This is a genomic window from Cellvibrio zantedeschiae (assembly GCF_014652535.1).
GTDB classification, from domain to species: domain Bacteria; phylum Pseudomonadota; class Gammaproteobacteria; order Pseudomonadales; family Cellvibrionaceae; genus Cellvibrio; species Cellvibrio zantedeschiae.
The window spans coordinates 555,857-568,656 of the sequence record NZ_BMYZ01000003.1 but is presented as its reverse complement, the minus strand read 5'-3'; the positions used below and the strand labels follow the sequence as shown (position 1 = coordinate 568,656).

General features: G+C 47.2%; 11 protein-coding genes. 5 read left to right on the top strand and 6 right to left on the bottom strand.

The window, feature by feature from the left end:
- Positions 1-32: 32 nt before the first annotated feature.
- Complete coding sequence (gene mutM / locus IE104_RS16625) at positions 33-845, bottom strand: bifunctional DNA-formamidopyrimidine glycosylase/DNA-(apurinic or apyrimidinic site) lyase (protein WP_189420554.1); 813 nt, start codon at positions 843-845, stop codon at positions 33-35.
- Positions 846-1,122: 277 nt separating this feature from the next.
- Between mutM and IE104_RS16620 the strand changes: the two genes are divergently transcribed.
- The gene (locus IE104_RS16620) at positions 1,123-1,761 is read left to right on the top strand and encodes an Npun_F0296 family exosortase-dependent surface protein (RefSeq protein WP_189420553.1); all 639 of its coding nucleotides are present in this window, start codon (positions 1,123-1,125) and stop codon (positions 1,759-1,761) included.
- A 67-nt stretch (positions 1,762-1,828) separates the two neighbouring features.
- Here the strand turns inward: IE104_RS16620 and IE104_RS16615 are convergent, their stop codons facing one another.
- The gene (locus IE104_RS16615) at positions 1,829-3,244 is read right to left on the bottom strand and encodes an HDOD domain-containing protein (RefSeq protein ID WP_189420551.1); all 1,416 of its coding nucleotides are present in this window, start codon (positions 3,242-3,244) and stop codon (positions 1,829-1,831) included.
- A gap of 223 nt (positions 3,245-3,467) precedes the next feature.
- Between IE104_RS16615 and IE104_RS16610 the strand changes: the two genes are divergently transcribed.
- Positions 3,468-4,058 carry a DUF4114 domain-containing protein gene (locus IE104_RS16610; RefSeq protein WP_189420549.1) on the top strand — a complete coding sequence of 197 codons (591 nt, stop codon included), beginning with the start codon at positions 3,468-3,470 and terminating at the stop codon, positions 4,056-4,058.
- 99 nt (positions 4,059-4,157) lie between these two features.
- On the opposite strand, the gene rpmG is transcribed toward IE104_RS16610, so the two are convergent.
- The 4 genes from rpmG to IE104_RS16590 form a co-directional block, all read right to left on the bottom strand.
- Positions 4,158-4,313, bottom strand: coding sequence for a 50S ribosomal protein L33 (rpmG, locus tag IE104_RS16605; RefSeq protein ID WP_189420547.1), 156 nt, complete (start codon positions 4,311-4,313; stop codon positions 4,158-4,160).
- Between the two features lie 15 nt (positions 4,314-4,328).
- Complete coding sequence (gene rpmB, locus IE104_RS16600; protein WP_189420544.1) at positions 4,329-4,565, bottom strand: 50S ribosomal protein L28; 237 nt, start codon at positions 4,563-4,565, stop codon at positions 4,329-4,331.
- 312 nt (positions 4,566-4,877) lie between these two features.
- Positions 4,878-5,552 carry a RadC family protein gene (radC, locus tag IE104_RS16595; protein ID WP_189420542.1) on the bottom strand — a complete coding sequence of 225 codons (675 nt, stop codon included), beginning with the start codon at positions 5,550-5,552 and terminating at the stop codon, positions 4,878-4,880.
- Between the two features lie 183 nt (positions 5,553-5,735).
- Positions 5,736-6,299, bottom strand: a complete 564-nt coding sequence (locus tag IE104_RS16590; RefSeq protein ID WP_189420540.1) for a hypothetical protein — start codon at positions 6,297-6,299, stop codon at positions 5,736-5,738.
- Between the two features lie 363 nt (positions 6,300-6,662).
- Between IE104_RS16590 and IE104_RS16585 the strand changes: the two genes are divergently transcribed.
- From IE104_RS16585 to IE104_RS16575, 3 genes are all read left to right on the top strand, one after another.
- Positions 6,663-8,801: a winged helix-turn-helix domain-containing protein gene (locus IE104_RS16585; RefSeq protein ID WP_189420538.1), complete on the top strand. Its 2,139-nt coding sequence runs from the start codon at positions 6,663-6,665 to the stop codon at positions 8,799-8,801.
- A gap of 141 nt (positions 8,802-8,942) precedes the next feature.
- Entirely contained in the window at positions 8,943-10,145 is a 1,203-nt protein-coding gene (coaBC, locus tag IE104_RS16580; protein ID WP_189420536.1) for a bifunctional phosphopantothenoylcysteine decarboxylase/phosphopantothenate--cysteine ligase CoaBC, read from the top strand.
- Between the two features lie 93 nt (positions 10,146-10,238).
- Positions 10,239-12,773, top strand: coding sequence for a phosphomannomutase/phosphoglucomutase (locus IE104_RS16575; protein ID WP_229838037.1), 2,535 nt, complete (start codon positions 10,239-10,241; stop codon positions 12,771-12,773).
- The last annotated feature ends 27 nt before the right edge of the window (positions 12,774-12,800 follow it).

Here is a 12,800-nt window from a genome sequence, read left to right as displayed (position 1 = left end):
TGCTCTTGCGGGGCTTTTTTATGGCGGAAAATTTATTTCTGGCAGTCCACACAGTAAACCGTTGTTCGATCATTCATGCGTACTTCTTTTAAGAATTTACCGCATTCAGTGCAGGCTTCGCCGCCGCGTCCGTAAACCAGTAGCTGCTGTTTGAAGTAACCGGGCTTTCCATCACCGCCCACAAAATCTCGCAAGGTAGTTCCGCCCTGCTCAATGGATCGCGCCAGTACAAATTTGATATTCCTGACCAGATCTTCGCAATTCTGACGTGTAAGCGTGCCAGCTTTGCGGATGGGTTTTATGCGCGACATAAACAGGGATTCGTTCGCGTAAATATTCCCTACCCCCACCACCAAATGGCTATCCATAATAAATTGCTTCACGGCTTGGGTTCTTTTACGGCTGCGCTTGTACAAGTAGTCGGCCGTGAACTCCTCGGTAAGAGGTTCAGGTCCAAGTGCGGCGAGGAGTTTGTGCTCCTGGGGCTCGCCTTCTAACCACAGCAGGCAACCGAAGCGGCGCGGATCATGGTAGCGCAGGGCGATATCACCAAAAACCCAATCGAAATGGTCGTGGGCATTGGCGGGTGTGTTGGCAGAAACTATGCGCAAGCTGCCGGACATTCCCAAGTGAATCAGTGCGTAGCCTTGCGCAAACTCGAATAAAAGGTATTTGCCGCGGCGGCTGATATTGAGTAATTGTTGGCCCTCAACAAGCCCTACCAGCTCGTCAGGAATAGGCCAGCGCAAGCGTGGTTGACGGATTACAACTTTGGATATTTTGCGCTTTTGGATATGAGGCATGATGCCGCGCAGGGTGGTTTCGACTTCGGGTAACTCGGGCATAGGTCGGCAAATCCAAGGCTAAAAGTACAAGGACAGCTTGCCAGAAATAACGGCTGGCTAGAACAAAATCACTACTTATGACAAAAAATGAATTTTCTGTCGCTTAAAATATCCAAATGTCGCTTAAAAATTGGACAATGATAATTTATGTGATACAGTTCTCATTGTAAATTTGATGTAATTAAAACTATCAAGACATTTAGTTCAAATTTCGCTCTACAAACTTTGTATAATTGTCGTCTAAATTAACTTAAATTGATCTATCGGAGCTTTTTACATGAACAGGATCTTTAAATCTGTTGCGCTGGTTGTCGCCAGCCTCGTGGTTTCAGCAAGTGCTAACGCTGTCGTTATCACTGCATCTGCTGCTAACCAACTGACCAGCACTGTTGCTGGTGTTACTACTGTGACTTTTGATAGCGGTACTTGTGCCGGTTATGCATCTTGCTCTGGCGATTTTGCTATTGTTTCTGGCTTTTCCAGCGGCAAATATGCAGCTCCTTTTACCGATGCTACCAACTACTTGAGCGTACCTAATCCAAGCGCTACCAGCCTCAGTGCTACCTTGAAATTGGGTACTACCGCTGACTACTTTGGTTTGTTTTGGGGTTCAATTGATACCTACAACATCATTACCTTCCTTTTGGGTAATACTCAGGTTGCCAGCTACACCGGTGCTCAATTGCCAACTTTGACTGCTGATGGCAACCAAACTGCATGGGCTTCAAACCGCTACATCAACTTTGATTTTGGTGCTGCGAAATTTGATACCGTAAAAATCACCAGCAACGGTTTTGCTTTTGAGAGCGATAACCACGCGTTCCGCAAGACTGCTGTACCTGAGCCAATGACTCTGGTATTGATGGGCTTGGGCGTGTTTGGTTTGGTAGCTACCCGTCGTTTCAAACGCGCTTAATTCGTTAGGCTCGTAAAAAAACCCGCTTCGGCGGGTTTTTTATTGCCTGTAATCTGCTGAGATACTATCAGTGGGCAGCCTGTGCGGCGTTAACCTTGAGGATAAGGTTAAGTTGGTTAGCAATGAGTTGAAAATCTTCAAATTGGCGAGCCAGCAGCTTGTGATCCGCCCCGTCGGCATAAAGAATGGCGACTAATCGTTTATCAATTTTCAGGGGCGCAAGCATTACATCACCTTTTGGGGACAGTGCGCTCAGGGCTCCCAAGGGTTTCACGCCTTGGGCAGGCTGATACCACACGGGTTGTTGAACCCGGAGGAACTCATGCAGCAATTCGCCCTTGTGCAACTTGTCCAGTTCGATTTTGACACTCTGCCGCCAGAGATTCGTGCCCTTGCCAGCTACATAGCGGATATCCAGGGATTTGGCTTTGTAATCCAGCATCGAAATGGTTACACGAGCTATGCCTGACCCCTCATAAAGCGCGGCGACAGAGAGCTGCATAATCTTGGAGATATCTCCACCTTCAAACATGATTTTATGGATCTGGTTGATATGTTGTTGAAACTCGTAACCCGTGCGTGGTGGCGGTGCTTCTTCAGCAAGCTCTTCTGCTACCTGGGTGTCTGGCAGCGCTTGTAAAAGCACCTCAACGCCGTAGCTTTTGGCGATCACTGCCGCTTCTTCCGCCATCTGTGCGACTTGGGTTTTCGCGGCGGCTTGGGTAATGCCGCATAGTTTCGCCATATGCTGGTAAATGCGTTCCATCTCAGGCGAATTGACGCCTTTGTGGATGTACTTGCTCAATTCATTGCCTAAATTAACGGCGCTGGCCATGGTAGTTGGCCGCGCATTTTCTTCGCTGGCTTCACGGGCAAGATCACCTAGCGACCACTCTTTAATCAAGCCGCGATTGATTTGATTGATATCCACCCCTAATAGCTCGCGGGAAATGGCTGCTTCATTTTCGGGGTGGAGATTGCGTTCAATGACAAATCGCTCAGCCGCCTCACGCCCTGTGGACAGCAGCGCAAGCTCGCCTATGTTGCGTAACAGCGCCGCGATAAATACCTGTTCTTTGTGCTCGCCGTTGAGGTATGGCACCAGTGCTCGCGCTTGCACCGCGGCATGGAAAGATTTGGCCAAGCTTTCGATCAGCAGCGCCTTGGGTTTACCGCGCAAAAAGCTGTCGATCAAGCTGCTCGCCAAAGTGATGTTTTTGAGATTGTCGAAGCCCAGTTGAACTATGCCGCGGGACACAGTTTTGATAGGCATAAATGATCGATTGTAGTGAATCGAATTGGCGATTTTCAGAACTTTGGACGTCAGGTTGGCATCGCGCAAGATAATCTTGGTTAAGTCATCGGTACGGCATTCGTCGTCATCGCTGAGCTCGCAAATATCCTTAACCACCGAGTTCAGGGTGGGCATGTCCTGATCAGAGAGGGCGCGCATCCACGCATCCAGACCACGTATTTCGCTCATAGGAAGTGTCTTAAATTTATTAGAGTCTTATGAGTCTAGATCAAGAAATGTAAATCTGTCGGCGAAATCGTGTCGATGTTTTTAACAAAAGGCTGTCGCTTTTAATGTGCAAAATTAATATCTATATGATTTTTATTTCTTTTATTTTGAAGGAATAGAAATTGCTGAAGCTATTTGGCTGTATGCATAGGCGAAATTAAATATTTTTTAATTGAGGAGATGCATGATGTCAAAAAAAATCGGTTTTATTGCAAGTGTTCTTTTCAGCTGTACCGCATTAACTGCAAATGCGGCTTCAATCCCCTACAACCTTGTTGGGACTGAGGCTCCCGCCAACTCATTTATAGCAACTGCTACCGGCCAACTTACGGCGTACTTTTATGCAACTGAAGCTGCTTATAACAGTGAAATAGGAGTGCGGGTAAACGGCGTCTCTACCGGTGTTTACGGGTTATGGAATCATGGCTCAGCATACGCTGACAGCATAGTGCTCGGTAATGTTAATGCTGGTGATCTACTCGAGTTTGAACTGCGAGTGCTTACCACTTCAACATCCTGGTATTCAACTGCAACCAATAACGCAGATGGTAAAAATCACACCTATACGGCCAGCTTTGCGGGAGATGCATGGATTCCGGCAGGTAGGTATATTGCGTTTGAAGATTTGCCAAGCTTGGGCGACTTTGACTATGACGATCACCAATTTGTTGTAACAAATGTCGCATTGCCGGAGCCAACGGGCTTGGGATTACTAGGCATAGGACTGATTACCTTGGGTTTGATGCGCAGGCGTAAGTCAAACACAGCTAATTAGGTGCCAGAAAAACCGCGGAAATCGCGGTTTTTTTATGGGCGGTAAATACAGGTGTAAAAAAACCCGACCAAGGCCGGGTTTTTTCGAAGCTATCAACAATTACTTGATTTTGCCTTCTTTGTAGACCACGTGCTTACGCACAACTGGATCGTACTTTTTGATTTCCATTTTTTCTGGCATGGTGCGCTTGTTCTTGTCAGTAGTGTAGAAGTGACCAGTACCGGCGCTAGAGTTAAGACGAATTTTATCGCGCATGACGAGAGCTCCTAATTAAACTTTTTCGCCGTTTGCACGGACTTCAGCCAAAACTGCATCGATACCGCGCTTGTCGATTACGCGCATACCTTTTGCAGAAACGCGCAAAGAAACAAAGCGCTTTTCAGCCTCAACCCAGAAACGGTGAGTGTGAAGGTTTGGCAAAAAACGACGCTTGGTGTGGTTTTTTGCGTGAGAAACATTGTTACCAGTAATTGGACGCTTGCCAGTAACTTGACATACTCTAGACATTCTATTGCCTCATTAAATAAATCAGCGCGCTAAGCCGGCCGTTAAGTTGGCGGCGCTGGGAGCCGTAACACAGACTAACAACCAGCTTAGAGCATTGTTGTAAGCAGCCTATTTTCAAATTCGCGGACTGAAATTTGAATCAGTCAGGCAAACTTCACAGGGAAATTTGTGCGGGGCGTTTTCACTTTGGCACCACTTTTCAGTAGCCAAAACAACCCTGCCGCAAAGAGCCGCGTTTTATACCAAAACAGCCTTCCAATAGCAATGACTAGCTGATTTTTTAGCCAAAAAAGATGCCGAAAAAGGCTATCTTTACAGTAGACCGCGCTCGGCGAAGGAAATGACCTCTTTATCGCCGACTACCATGTGGTCGATTACCCGAACGTCCACCAGTTGCAGTGCGTCTTGCAAACGGCGAGTAATGCGCTGATCAGCTTGGCTTGGTTCCGCGACTCCTGAAGGGTGATTATGGGCCAAAATAACGGCGGCGGAATTTTTCGCCAAGGCTTTTTTGACCACTTCGCGCGGATAAACCGACGCTCCATTGATAGTTCCGTAAAACATTTCTTCATAGGAAATCAGACGATTCTGATTATCCAAAAATAATACGGCAAAGATTTCATGAGGCTGATGGCGCAGTTGTGCGCTCAAATAGTTACGGACTAAATCCGGGCTGGTGAGCAAATCGCCTTCTTTCATGGTTGCCGACAAATGCCGTCGGCCCATTTCCAGCACGGCTTGCAATTGTGCGTACTTGGCGCTGCCCAAGCCCAAACCCTTACAAAAATCGTTTTGGCTGGCTTCTAATAACGGGCGCAATCCACCGTATTCCTGCAAAAGCTCGCGGGCGAGGTCGACAGCGGATTTGCCTACGCAGCCTACGCGCAGGAAGATGGCGAGCAATTCGGCGTCGGATAAGGCCTTAGGGCCGAGTTCGAGGAGTTTTTCACGGGGGCGTTCAGCGGCGGGCCAATCGGCGATAGACATAGACGTTCCTTGTTGGTGTTAGCTAAACCTCAAGACTATGAGGATGAAATTACGAAGAATTAGTGTTGGAAAGAATGCTAAATCTTTGCTTTTGCGTCAAGTAGTAATCAGTTGGGAGGGAGTGCATAACCGGACAAACTGCGCCGGTTATGCGGTCGAGCGAGGAAAGTATCGATTAAAAGCTTACTGAATTTGTGGCTCAATCCATTCAACCACGTCTTTACTTAAGTCCTTTAAGCATTTGCGTGTTGCAGCGCAAACCGTTACACCGTTACTACCCATGTCGAGTATGTTGCTGGAAGGTGTGAATTCGTTGAGAGTCATGATGGCGCAAGTATGTTTGGCGGTGACCATATTGTTTTTACCTTTCACCAGCGCCGCCGTGACTTGTACTTTAGGCAAGTTGGAGTCTTGTTTAGTGCCGAATTGACGCCCTTCGCCACCCAGCACCAACTGTTCAACATCTATGGCAAGAACAGGAACTACACCGTTACGGATTTTATCAGCCGTTGCAACGGGCTCCAGGCGGATGCCGTCGGCACGAGCTTGTTCAACCAGATTTTCCACCAACACTTTATCGATTCCGCAGGGGAATTCTGATTGCTTGTATTTAAAGCCTTTTACATTGAAGCCAAGGTTTTGGTTAACGTAGACCAGCGGTGCTTTAGCGCTGAGAGGTTGTTGTTCTTCGGCGGCCACAGCGAAGAGAGGAGTGAGAAGAGCCACAAGGAGTAGTGAGTATTTCATAGCCTTTACCTTTAATTGAGTTGTTGTTAACAGCACTCTTAGGTCCAGCTCACCTGTAAACTCCATCTCTACAGCAGAGTGCGTGTGAATTGAATATATTGCAATTGCCGAAAAAAACACTGACCATACAAAAACCTCGCGCTTACCTTTTACTTACCAAAAAATTCATCATAAAAATCAATGAGATAGAATTTATCAACGCATAAGCTAAACTTGTGTTTAGCGGGCTGGATCTTGCAAAATTGCACTCAGGTCAGGGTTTGTTCAGTTCTTCAAAACGGCGCCCTTTAAATAAGAAAAATTGACTGGTGATTGAATGACAAAGCTGTATTCCATTTACATGGATAGGGGTTGCAAGGGCTAATGGACGTTACTAAAGAAGCTGGCTTTATGCTTGGCGATGTCCAGGTATCGCCACCGCACAATACGTTGAATGCACATGGCCAAACCTTGAAGATTCAGCCCAAAGTGATGGCGGTGTTGCACTATCTCGCCCGCAATCATGGGCGCGTGATTAGTAATGAAGAGCTGATTAAGGAATTGTGGGAAGGACGCATAGTCACCCACGGTTCGGTGCAAAAAAGTATTAATGCATTGCGCAGTGCATTGGCAGAGCTAATGGGTGAGCAAGAAGTGATTGCCCATTATTCCAAGCGCGGCTACCAACTAAAAATTGAACCGCATTTCCCGGAGTCTGGCCCGACTGACTCGCCAGTAAAACCAGCAGATGCAAAACAAACAGTAAACATTCCCAACACCTGGCATTGGCCGAGTAGGGTTTTATGGGCGGGTCTGGCTGGGTTGATTGTTATCGCGGGCTTGCTGATTTACAGCGGCCGTCCAGACATTATCCCCATCACTAAAAACCATAAAACCGTTTTTCATTCTACCCAGGGCTACACCAACGAAACCGGTCATGAGCGCAATGCGGTTCCTCACCCCGATAATAACCACGTGGCTTATATTCGGGAAAAATTCAATGCCAACCGCAAAGGTGAAACTGAAAGTGAGATTGTGATTCGCGACAACTCAGGTAAGGATTGGCGCATTGCGACCAGCCATGGTTCCTGGTTCAAAATGGCTTGGTCCCCTACCGGCCAGCATTTGGTTGCCGTAGAAGTGAAGCGCAGTGAAGGCTTGCCTTTTAGTCCTAATTTCTACGAAAAACCTAACTACCTCTATTCATTCCACATTTTTTCACTCGACCTCGCCAACAATCGCTTGCTGGAAAAACAATTGCTCAGCCAGTGGCAGGGGCGTATTTCCAGCGTGACTTGGTGGGATGATACCGCCCTGGAGTTTGTTGCCAAGCAGGGTCCTAATTCGCGCAACGCGCGCTATCGCTATTCGATTCAGGATCAGCGTTTGAGTATGTTGGAAGAGCTGGAAGGTGTATCCAATCCCATCGCCAGCGCAGTGCTCAACAAAAAAACCGCACTGGCTAGCATGCGCAAAAATACAGTGCAGATTGATTTCTTAAACGAAAACCAGTCGCGCATCAGCCGTTGGCAACTGAACGTCGCCATGGCGGATATCAGCTGGATTCCCGATGGCAGCGGCATATTGATTTACGCTGAGGACGAACGAAAACTCTTCACGCTTTACCTGGACGGCGAGCAAACCCAAATTCCGTTAACAGATATTAAAGACCGCGTATTTTCCCGCCCGCGCTTTCGGCCTGACGGCGATGCTATTTTCTACACCGAAGAAAAACGCAGCTCCAATATTCTCTTGATGGCGTTAGATGCGAAGAAAACAAAATTGACCGACAACGCCGATTTCAATTACAGCGCAAGCTTCTCGCCTGACGGTGAGCGTGTGGTCTATGCCTCTGTGCGCAACAACCAGATTCATTTGTGGTTAGTTGAGGCCGGTCAGGAGCGGCAGCTAACCAGTCAGCCAATCCCCAAAAAAGTAGGCGTTATTGTCTGGTCGCAAAATGGCGAACATTTAATTTTTAGTGCGGGTTCAAGTCTTTATCAGTACAACTTCAAAACGGCAGAGACAGCGCAGCTATTGAATGAAACTGAGCGCATGGAGCCCATCGCCTATTACCCCGAAAGCCAACGCGCGCTGGTGCTTAAAACCAATGGCGAAATCCGAAATTTGTGGCGAATCAACACCCAGAACCAACAACAAAAACAACTCACCTTTGGTTCCGTGGGTTCGGCGATTGAACACGAGGGCGATATTTACTTCCAATATGTGGGTGAGCAAGGTTTGTGGGTCTTACGCCACAAGGACGACAGCCTGGAGCAATTGGCTCCGATGATTGAGGAAAACAGCCGTTTGCTCAGGGTGGATGATGGGGGTGCTTATTTTATTCGCGGCGGCCTTTGCCGGGAGTCAGATCTCTACTATTTCAATTTTGCGGAGGCGAAGGTAAGCACGCTGCTAACGCGCGATAGCAATATAGTCTCCACCACATCCTTCCATCCCAATAAAGGTTTATTGCAAACGGATTGTTATCTCGCCGAAGCTAATATTGTCCTGCTCAAATAAATGGCAGCTCTCCATTTGCCGCCAAATAATCCTGACATTTGGCGGTTTATTCCCATATTGGCTTTTTCTCAGGTTAGTAGTCAGTTACATTGCGCTACAATTGCATAGTGATCATTCACTACAACTAATTAAGATCTTCCTATGAGTTCGCTCGCTAATAAACGCATTCTATTGGGTGTGACCGGCGGTATTGCTGCCTATAAAAGTGCCGATCTGGTGCGCCGCTTACAAGATGCGGGGGCCGAGGTGCGGGTGGTAATGACTACCGCAGCGCAGGAATTTATTACGCCGCTCACCATGCAAGCGCTCTCGGGCAATCCGGTTCACACAACCTTGCTCGACCCGGAAGCTGAAGCGGGTATGGGGCATATCCAATTGGCGCGCTGGGCCGACCTGATTCTTGTCGCCCCCGCCAGTGCGGATTTTATGGCTCGCTTGGTACAAGGTCAGGGTGATGATTTGCTAACAACATTGTGTCTGGCAACTGCGGCGCCCATCGCCATAGCACCGGCGATGAATCAGGGCATGTGGCGCAATGCCAGTACGCAAGCTAATGTTGCAATACTTATTGAGCGCAAGATTCATATTTTTGGCCCCGCTGCGGGCGAGCAAGCCTGTGGCGACGTGGGCCCGGGGCGAATGCTCGAACCTTTAGCCTTGGTTGACGCAGCGGCCAGCTTGTTTGTTACAGGTGCACTTGCCGGTAAGAAAGTGGTCATCACGGCCGGCCCAACCCGGGAAGCCATTGACCCTGTGCGATACATCAGCAATCACAGTTCTGGCAAAATGGGATACGCACTGGCTCAGGCAGCGGTTGAAGCAGGTGCGCAGACGGTGCTTATTTCCGGGCCAACCCAATTAGCGGCGCCGGATCGGCTTGAATTTATTGCTGTAACCACTGCCGAAGAAATGCTGGCCGCGAGCCTGCAACAAGCGGCTGGGTGTGATGTATTTATAGCTGCCGCCGCCGTGGCAGACTATCGCCCCGTGCAGGTAGCTGCGCAAAAAATTAAAAAAACGGGTGATGCAAACCTCACCCTGGAATTCGTAAAAAATCCAGACATAGTGGCCACAATTGCCGCCTTGGCTGAGAAACCTTTTACCGTAGGTTTTGCAGCCGAAAGTGAAAACCTGATTGCATACGCGCAACAAAAACTAGCGCGTAAAAATCTGGATTTAATTATTGCCAATAATATTGCGGTCACTGGCATAGGGTTTAATGCCGACGACAATGCCGTCACGGTAATCGACAAAACCGGGCAACAGGAAATAAGTCAACGCAGCAAACAGCAATTAGCACGCGAGTTAATCGCGCTGTTTGCGCAGAAATTTAAAGACAGTTGAACGACTTAAAATCGAATTTTTACGTTTAAATCAAAACCACTTTAATCACTGCTATCAAATAGACCACTGTAATTAGACCACTTAGGGGACAATGTGGACGATCTCGATAACAAAATAAATAAACCGGGGCTGGCACCCATTCCGCACATCGCCATTCCTTCACCTTCAAGTGCAGGGTCACGGGCAGCCGCGCGCGCGCAGGAGCAAGCCAAACGCAAAGCGGCTGCGCAGCAGCGCTTATTATTTATTATGCTGGGCGTGGCGTTGTTGTTGAATTTGATTCTGGCGTATTTTTTATATGGAGTCATGGTAGAAGATGTCACTCATGCCAACCAACAAAAATATATCCAACAGGAATTAGATTCAGGTGCAAAGGTCGTTAGCAAATATCTCAACGACAATCAAAACGCCTTAAATGAACTTACGAAAAATACTTCGCTTATCCAAGCCTTGAATGAAAAAAATAAAGAATCGTTCACTATATTATCTAAATCTTTTTCTGAGCCCATCGCAAACGCGCTGGATTTAAAAATTTTAATAGCGGGTGAGTTGGAGGTTGATCCCAACGGCGTTGTTCCCATTCGCTATGCCGAGCTGGATTTATTGCGCCGCGCTGAACGCGGAGGAAAAGCTTACGCAGAGGCCGCTTTAATTAATGAGAAATGGCAAATTCATTTTGTTGCGCCAGTAACAGCGGGCAAAGATTTACCCTTAATTGGCACATTAATGCTAACGCTGGATGGCGACCAACTTAAGAAAGTATTGCAAGGTACAGATAATGGTTATGGCGAAAAAATCCTGCAGCAAAAATTTGCCAATTCCCCCGCGCTTTCCGTATTTAAATTCGGCACAGGCGGCGCACTTCCGAGTCAGTCATTAGTCATACCCGATAGCAACTGGGAAATAAAATTTACCGCTTCTGAAGCCTTGGTTGCTAATGCAGAAGAAGCTCCAACATTATGGCTGTTGGCAATGGGTTGCTGCGTTGCCTTAAGTTTATTCCTGGCGCTAATTTTAAGTCGATTCCTCGCCAAAGTTGAGCAAGAAGCCGAACAGCAATTAGCGCCGACTGTTGCAGATGTAAATAAAACGACTACAGCTCCCTTGGTCGAGCATGCACCAAACCCCTTGTTCCAAAAGCAGGATATTTTGGATATTGCCGTTATTGACGAAGACGAAAATATTTTGGGCCTGCACGATACCAGCAACAAAAAACAAGCGATTGAAACGGCAACCAAATCTGTCGATGAGTCCAGTGTGCCTGCGCATATTTTTCGCTCCTACGATATTCGTGGCGTGGTAGGAAAAGATTTAGATGCGAGCCTCGCGGAAAAAATCGGCCAGGCTATAGGCAGTGAGGCGCTTGATAAAGGTGAAAGTGCATTAATCGTAGCGCGCGATGGTAGGGTTCACAGTCAAGAATTAACTAACGCATTGATCAAAGGTATTTTACGTTCCGGTTGCAATGTAGTGAACGTGGGTATTGTGCCTACACCTTTAATGTATTTTGCCACCTATCATTTCTCCGATGTTCGCAGTGGCGTAATGGTTACCGCCAGCCACAATCCAGCAGAATACAACGGCTTCAAAGTTGTAATTAATAATAATGCGCTGGCTGATGAAGCTATAACAGAATTGCGTTTGCGAATTTTAAGCGAGCAAGTGCATCAGGGTATTGGTGAAGAAAGTTTCCGTGAAATTATTCCGCATTATATTGAGCGCATTTTTTCCGACGTTGCTTTGGCGGGCGATGTATCTATGGTGATAGATGCGGGCAATGCAGTAACGGGTATTGTTGCACCACAATTATTTGAAGAGCTCGGTTGTCAGGTTACGCCGCTCTATTGTGATTTGGACGGCACTTTCCCTAACCATGATCCCGATCCAACGCAAGAACACAATTTATTTGCGCTGATTGAAAAAGTTAAAGAAGTGAATGCAGATATCGGTGTCGCATTTGACGGCGACGGCGACCGTTTAGTGGTAGTCACAGCTAAAGGCGATATCATCTGGCCTGATCGGTTATTGATGTTATTTGCTAAAGATATTTTGGCGCGTCATCCTGGTGCCGATGTTTTATTTGATGTGAAATGTTCACGTCAATTAAATCAGGTAATTAGTGGTTACGGCGGTCGCCCAATTATGTGGAAAACCGGTCATTCGCCAATGAAAGCAAAAATGGTTGAAACTGGCGCATTAATTGGCGGTGAATATTCCGGTCATATTTTTATCAAAGATCGCTGGTATGGTTTTGATGACGGCATTTACGCTATGGCGCGCTTGCTGGAAATTATTACGCTGCGCGACCAAAGTATTGACGACATTTTCTCCGCCTTTCCGCAACTATTGATAACACCCGAAATCAAAGTTCCGGTGCCCGACAAAACAAAGTTTGAGCTGATCAGAAAATTAGCCGAAACTGGTGACTTCCAACAAGGCAATGTCACCACTATTGATGGTATTCGTGTCGATTACAGCAAAGGCTGGGGTTTGGTACGCGCATCTAATACATCGCCAGCGCTTACCTTGCGCTTTGAAGCAGAAAGCGAAGAAGCATTGAATATTATCCAGCAAATTTTCAAACGCGAATTACTTAAAGTTGATGCCACACTGGCATTAAAATTTTAGAAATATTTTAACCTTATTGATTACAGG

Coding starts and splice junctions, on each gene's coding strand:
- mutM (WP_189420554.1), bottom strand. CDS start 845: ATGCCCGAGTTACCCGAAGTCGAAACCACCCTGCGCGGCATCATGCCT.
- IE104_RS16620 (WP_189420553.1), top strand. CDS start 1,123: ATGAACAGGATCTTTAAATCTGTTGCGCTGGTTGTCGCCAGCCTCGTG.
- IE104_RS16615 (WP_189420551.1), bottom strand. CDS start 3,244: ATGAGCGAAATACGTGGTCTGGATGCGTGGATGCGCGCCCTCTCTGAT.
- IE104_RS16610 (WP_189420549.1), top strand. CDS start 3,468: ATGATGTCAAAAAAAATCGGTTTTATTGCAAGTGTTCTTTTCAGCTGT.
- rpmG (WP_189420547.1), bottom strand. CDS start 4,313: ATGCGCGATAAAATTCGTCTTAACTCTAGCGCCGGTACTGGTCACTTC.
- rpmB (WP_189420544.1), bottom strand. CDS start 4,565: ATGTCTAGAGTATGTCAAGTTACTGGCAAGCGTCCAATTACTGGTAAC.
- radC (WP_189420542.1), bottom strand. CDS start 5,552: ATGTCTATCGCCGATTGGCCCGCCGCTGAACGCCCCCGTGAAAAACTC.
- IE104_RS16590 (WP_189420540.1), bottom strand. CDS start 6,299: ATGAAATACTCACTACTCCTTGTGGCTCTTCTCACTCCTCTCTTCGCT.
- IE104_RS16585 (WP_189420538.1), top strand. CDS start 6,663: ATGGACGTTACTAAAGAAGCTGGCTTTATGCTTGGCGATGTCCAGGTA.
- coaBC (WP_189420536.1), top strand. CDS start 8,943: ATGAGTTCGCTCGCTAATAAACGCATTCTATTGGGTGTGACCGGCGGT.